Origin of the sequence: Parafrankia discariae, from assembly GCF_000373365.1 — a bacterium.
Taxonomy (GTDB): domain Bacteria; phylum Actinomycetota; class Actinomycetes; order Frankiales; family Frankiaceae; genus Parafrankia; species Parafrankia discariae.
In genome coordinates, this window is record NZ_KB891137.1 from 1 (window position 1) to 6,213 (window position 6,213).

Annotated in this window: 4 protein-coding genes; 2 read left to right on the forward strand and 2 right to left on the reverse strand. The window is 74.3% G+C overall.

From position 1 onward, the window contains the following. A partial coding sequence (locus B056_RS35530) for a HAMP domain-containing protein (protein ID WP_035750452.1) occupies positions 1-1,258 on the reverse strand: 1,258 nt, incomplete at its 3' end. A 375-nt stretch (positions 1,259-1,633) separates the two neighbouring features. Between B056_RS35530 and B056_RS0106965 the strand changes: the two genes are divergently transcribed. Together B056_RS0106965 and B056_RS0106970 are read left to right on the forward strand one after the other, a co-directional pair. Next, positions 1,634-3,961, forward strand: coding sequence for a SpoIIE family protein phosphatase (locus B056_RS0106965; RefSeq protein WP_018501166.1), 2,328 nt, complete (start codon positions 1,634-1,636; stop codon positions 3,959-3,961). Positions 3,962-4,248: 287 nt separating this feature from the next. After that, on the forward strand, positions 4,249-4,671 hold the full coding sequence (locus B056_RS0106970; protein WP_018501167.1) for an ATP-binding protein: 423 nt from the start codon (positions 4,249-4,251) through the stop codon (positions 4,669-4,671). A gap of 60 nt (positions 4,672-4,731) precedes the next feature. On the opposite strand, the gene B056_RS0106975 is transcribed toward B056_RS0106970, so the two are convergent. After that, positions 4,732-6,135, reverse strand: a complete 1,404-nt coding sequence (locus tag B056_RS0106975) for a type III PLP-dependent enzyme domain-containing protein (RefSeq protein WP_018501168.1) — start codon at positions 6,133-6,135, stop codon at positions 4,732-4,734. Positions 6,136-6,213 lie beyond the last annotated feature (78 nt).

Here is a 6,213-nt window from a genome sequence, read left to right on the forward strand (position 1 = left end):
CCATCGAGTTCACCGACTCGGTGAGATCCCGCCAGACCCCGGAGACCCCCCGAACGTGCGCCTGACCACCCAGGTTGCCCTCGGTGCCGACCTCCCAGGCGACCCGGGTCACCTCGTCGGCGAACGACGAGAGCTGGTCCACCATCGTGTTCAGGGTGTGCGCGAGGCCCGCCACCTCGCCGCGGGCGTCGACGGTGATCTGGCGGGTCAGGTCACCGCGGGCCACCGCGGCGGCGACCTCGGCGATGCTGCGCACCTGGGTGGTGAGGTTGCCGGCCATGACGTTCACCGAGTCGGTGAGATCCCGCCAGACCCCGGAGACCCCCTTGACCTGGGCCTGGCCGCCGAGCTTGCCCTCGGTGCCGACCTCCTTGGCCATCCGGGTGACCTCGTCGGCGAACGCGGAGAGCTGGTCCACCATCGTGTTGACGGTCGACTTCAGCTCGTGGATCTCACCGCGCGCGTCGACCGTGATCTTCTGCGACAGGTCACCCTGCGCCACCGCCGTGGTCACCTGGGCGATGTTGCGAACCTGGCTGGTCAGGTTGCCGGCCATCGAGTTCACTGACTCCGTCAGGTCCCGCCAGACCCCGGAGACCCCCATCACCTTGGCCTGACCACCGAGGTTGCCCTCGGTGCCGACCTCCTTCGCCACCCGGGTGACCTCGTCGGCGAAGGACGAGAGCTGGTCGACCATCGTGTTCACGGTCGTGCCGATCCGGAGGAACTCACCACGCACCGGCTGCCCGGCGATCTCCAGCGCCATCTGCTGCGAGAGGTCGCCCTCGGCCACCGCGGCGATGACCCTGGCGACCTCGTGGGTGGGTCGGGCCAGGTCGTCGATGAGCGAGTTCACCGAGAGCGTGAGCTCGTCCCAGCCGCCGCTGCCACCGAGGTCGTCCATGCGCAGAGTGAGACGACCGTCACGTCGAATTACCTTACTCACCCTGGAAACCTCGCGGGCGTGCCGCTCCTGCATCCCGGCGAGCTCGTTGAACCGGCGGGCGACATCCCCGCCGACGCCGTCACCGATCGGCAGCCGGACCCCGAACTCGCCGTCGACGAGCCGGTCGAGCCCGGTGAGCAGGCTGGAGAGCAGGGCGTCCGTGCCACCGCCCGGCCCCGGGGCGGTGCCCGCGCCCACTCCGTTCACCGCCGCGCCCGCCGGCAGGGTGGCCGTGGCGCCCGCGGGTGGGCCACCGGAATCCCCGGCACTCGCGGGGAACCGCTGGCGGTCGGGGCTCGCGTCGGCGCTCATCAGTCTCCTACCTTGCCTGTGACGGTGGAATTATCGGCTCTCAGATCGGCCTCGAGGCGGTTCGCGCCCGCTCGCCGGCGGGGCGCGGACGGCGGTGTGGTCCAGATTCGGCGACGGACGGGCGTGGGGCGGTCGGTGGTGCGGAACGCATCCGTGGAGGGGAAGTGTGATGGTGTCGTGCGATCGATCCGGACTGTGGTTCCGCCGTGGACCTTCGTCTCCGACTGGGCGACTTCACGCTGAGCGACTTCAGACTGGGCGACTTCACATCGAGCGACTTCATGTTGAACAACTTCACGACGGGCACGCTCGGACCGAGCGCATCAGCCGCCAGTATCCGCCTTACCGAGGACAACGCAGGAGAGACTGAGCCACATGAACGCCGACCCCGCGGCACAGGCCGGAGACCGGCGCCTTCCCCCGCGTTCGGTCGCCCTCCCACCGACCGCCGACTCACCCCGGTCGGCACGGCGGTTCGTGCAGGAGACGCTGCGCGGCAGGCTGGACGAGGACACGCTGGATTCGGCGCTGCTGCTGGTCACGGAGCTGGTCACCAACGTGGTCGTGCACGCCGGCACGGTCGCGACGGTCGACGTCGCCGAGGAGCACGGCAGCGTGCGGGTGGCCGTGGGCGACCGCCATCCCGTGCGCATCGGCGTCGGCCGGCGCGAGACGGCCGTGCGCCGCCCGCAGCCCACCGACCTCGACGAGGACATCGAGAGCCTGGAGAGCCTGGAAGGCCTCGAGGGGCTCGAGGCGGTCGGCGGCGGCCCGGCCGGCATCGACGGCCTGCGTGAGGACGGGCGTGGGCTGGCCCTGGTCGACGCCCTGGCCAGCTCCTGGGGAACGGAACACGTCGCCGGCGGGAAGACGGTCTGGTTCCGGCTGGACTCCCGGCGGCGGGAGGACCCGCGGCGCTCGGCCGCGCTGGACGACCGCCGTCCGGCGCCGAGCGTCACGCACGATCCAGTACCCCCGCAGCCCACACCTTCGGGCCCTCCACCGGGCCCGCTCGGCGCGTCGCTTCTCGACGATCTCCCGCTGACCACCGCCGGAGCGGGCGCCGGTATCACCACGGTGACGACCCGGGCGCCGGCGGCGATGTCGATCCGGCTGCCCCGGCTGCTGGCCCGCGACACCGCGCGGGCGCTGACCGCCGAGGGCGAGGTCTCCGAGCTGCTCGCCCAGCTCCTGGACGCCGTCCCGGCGGCCGGTGGCCGGGTGCAGCGGCCCTCGCAGGACGGCGGGCGCACCGAGACCGTGGCCGCCCTCGGGCGCACCGGGCCGAGCGCCGACGCCCGGGTGTTCGCCCTGGACCCGACCCAGGACAGCCTCGGCGAGCTCCTACTGTGGCCGTACGGCGCCGCGGACACCCACGACGACACCCGGCACGCCGGATTCGACCGCGACCCGTTCGACATCGAGCGGATCCAGCTCGTCTCGCGGTGGATGGCGCTGGCGCTCGGCGGCGGCGACATGCGGCGCGCCGAGGAGCGCCGCATCGGGATGCTGTCCTTCCTCGCCGAGGCGTCCGACCTGCTCGCCGGCAGCCTGGACCTCACCCACTCGCTCACGCTGCTCGCCCGGCTGCCGGTCCCCCGCCTCGCCCAGTGGTGCGCGGTGTACCTCAACCGGGAGGACGCCGGCCCGAAGCTGCAGGCGGTCGGGCACGCCGAGGAGTCCGAGACCGCGGCGCTGAACGAGGCCGCCGTCGACCCGGACGGCGCGCTCATGGCCGCCGTGCGCGCCGCCCGCGGCGACCAGGTCCAGACCGTCACGGCGTTCGGCGGGCCGGCGCTCGTCGTCGTCCTGCAGGCGCGCCGGCGGGTGCTGGGCGTGCTCGCGCTCGGCCGTCCGGCCGGGCACACCTTCCTCGCGGACGAGATCGACCTGCTCGCGGACCTGGCCCGGCGCGCGTCGTTCGCCGTGGACAACGCCCGGCTCTACAGCCGCCAGGTGGAGCTCGCCGGCACGCTCCAGGCCGGCCTGCGCCCGCCGGCGCTGCCCCACATCCCCGGGATGGATCTCGGTTCCGCCTACGGCGCCGCGCAGTCCGCCGGCCTGGACGTCGGCGGGGACTTCTTCGACCTGATCTCCGGCCCGACCGGCTGGACGGTGGCCATCGGCGACGTCTGCGGCAAGGGCGCGGAGGCCGCCACGGTCACCGGTGTGGCCCGTGCCGTACTCCGGCTGCTCACCGGGCGGGGCGCGGACCTCGCCGAGCTGCTGGTCGAACTGAACCGGGCACTGCGGGACACCGCCACCTCCCACCCGAACGGGCAGGGCCGGTTCTGCACCCTGGCCGCCGCGTCGCTGCTGCCGTCCGAGACCGACGGCGCCCGGCTGCGGCTGCACCTCGCCGGTCACCCGCAGCCGGTCGTCCTGCACCGGGACGGCACGGCCTCGCTCGTCGGCCGGCCGGGCACCCTGCTGGGCGTGCTCGACGACGACGAGACGTCCTTCCCCGGCCTGGACCTGCATCTGCACGCCGGGGAGTCGCTGGTGCTGTACACCGACGGGGTGGTGGAGGCGCGCCGCGGGCGCGAGCTGTTCGGTGACCAGCGGCTGGTGGACGCGGTCGCCGGCTGCGCGGGCCTGTCCGCGCAGGGGGTGGCCGACCGGGTCCTCACGGCCGCCGAGCGCTTCGCCGGCGGCAACCTGCGCGACGACGTCGCGATCCTGGTCACCCGGGTCGCGGACTGATCCCCGGGCCGCGGGCCGATCCCCCGGCCGCGGGCCGACCGTCGACCCGCCGGTCGGCGGCCCACCGGCCGCCCGGCCGCCGGCGGTGCCCCGGAGTGAAGGTGGTTCGCCGGTGTGGTGAACTAGTTGGAGCACCGATGGCACGACACCCGCCGATGGCGCCGACACCATCGCCGGACGTTCGTCACACAACATCGCGTAGGAGATTGCTCAGGCGATCCGATGGGTAGGCGGTCCGGGATGTCCCCGTTCAGACATGGTGATCGATGAGTCCTACGTCGGTTCCGATGAACGTGGTGCGGCAGGCGAGCTCGTGTCGCCCCCCGGCCACGCACATCCTCGCCGAGCTGCCCTACCTGCCGTCCGCCGTCCCACAGGCGCGGCGGGTTCTGCGTGAGTGCCTGGGTCTGACCGATCTGCCCGACGACACCCGGTGCACCGCCGAGCTGCTGGTCAGCGAGCTCGTCACCAATGCGGTCAAGTACGGCCGGCCGCCGGTGTGGCTGCTGGTCGAGCTGCGGCCCGGCCTCGTCCACGCCTCGGTCTCGGACACGTCGACGACCCTGCCGCAGCGCCGCGACGCCGACCCGGACGCCGAGGGCGGCCGCGGCCTGCTCGTGCTGGACGCCCTGGCCGGCAGCTGGGGCGCGGTGTCGGTGGAGTCCGGCAAGTACCTCTGGTTCGACCTCCCGGTGCTCCGGACGCCGTGACACCGGGCCCCGCCGTGACTCCGCGTCACAGCGGGGCAGCGGGGCAGCGGGGCAGCGGGATCAGTCCACGACGACGCGGTGGGCGCGTGGGTGGCCGAGGAACTCGTGCATCGCGAACTCGTAACCGTAGGCGCCGGCCATCGGGAAGACGACGACGTCGCCGGCGCGCAGCCGGTCGACGGTCACGTCGCGGGCGAGGGTGTCCTCGGGGGTGCACAGCTCCCCCACCACGGTCACCGGGCCCGCGCTCACCTGCGGCCGGGGCCAGCCGGGCGGCCAGTCGTCGCGCGGGACGACGGCGAAGTTGTGGACGATCTCCCAGGACGTCGGCAGCTGGAAGTGATGGATACCGCCACGCAGGACCGCGAAGGCGCCGCCGTGGACCACCTTGACGTCGGTCACCTCCGCCGCGTACCAGCCGCAGTCGGCCACCAGCGCCCGGCCGGGCTCGAAGACCATCCGGACGCCGGCCGGGGGGCGCAGCCGTTCCAGGCCGGCGCCGAAGACCTCCAGGTCGAAGGGGCGCTCGCCGAGCCGGTCGGGTTCGAAGGGCACCCCGAGGCCACCGCCGACGTCCACCACCCGCAGGTCGACACCGCCCAGGTGGGCCTGGCGGGTGGCGAAGTCCAGGCACCACCGCACGTAGTCCAGGTGCGCGGCGGCGTCGAGGTTCCCCGACACCGCGTGGACGTGGAAGCCGACCAGGTCGATCCACGGCAGTGCGCGGGCGAGCTCGACGGCCGCGGGCACGTCCCGTTCCTGGATCCCGAAGGCGGTCGGGCGCCCACCCATCCGCAGTGCCCCGGAGAGGCCGACGCGGGCCGGGTTCACCCGCAGCGCGACGGCGGCCCGCCGCCCCGTCTCCGCCGCCACGGCGTCGATCCGCCGCAGCTCCAGCGGGCTCTCGGCGTTGACGACATCGACCGGCACCGTGGCTCCCCCCGCCGACGGCGCGGCTCCCTCCGCCGGCGCCGCGCCGAGGAGCGCGCGCAGCAGGCTCACCGACTTGCCCGGCCCGGACGCCACCAGCCGCGCCCGGCCGGACCGGTGCCGCCCGGCCACCTCCGCCCCAGCCCGCCGCCGGGCCCGCGCCACGGCCTCGGTGGCCAGGGCGAGCTCGCGCGCCGAGGAGACCTCGAACCCGTCGACACCGGCACCGGCACCGGCACCGGCACCGGTGCCGGTGCCGGCACCGCCGCTCCTGGCACCGTCGCTCCCGGCGAGCAGGGCGTCGAGGATCGGCGGATAGGCGTTCGCCTTGACCGCGAAGTACAGCTCGGCCCAGTCGGGCAGGTGCCGGCGCAGCTCGGCGGCCCGCGCCGCGGCGACCGCCGGCGAGTAGAGGTAGGCGCCGATCTCCCCCAGCGGCGCGGGCCACTCCCGCAGGCAGGCGAGCACCGCCGCCGGCAGCCGATCGGGGCCGAGCGCGCGCAGCGGCGCGGCGGAGACGGGGAGATCCAGCACGGCGCACCCTTCCGGCGCCCGTGCGCCCGTGACCAGGACCGCACCGCCCGACCCGGTTTCCCGCGCGACGTCCGACGT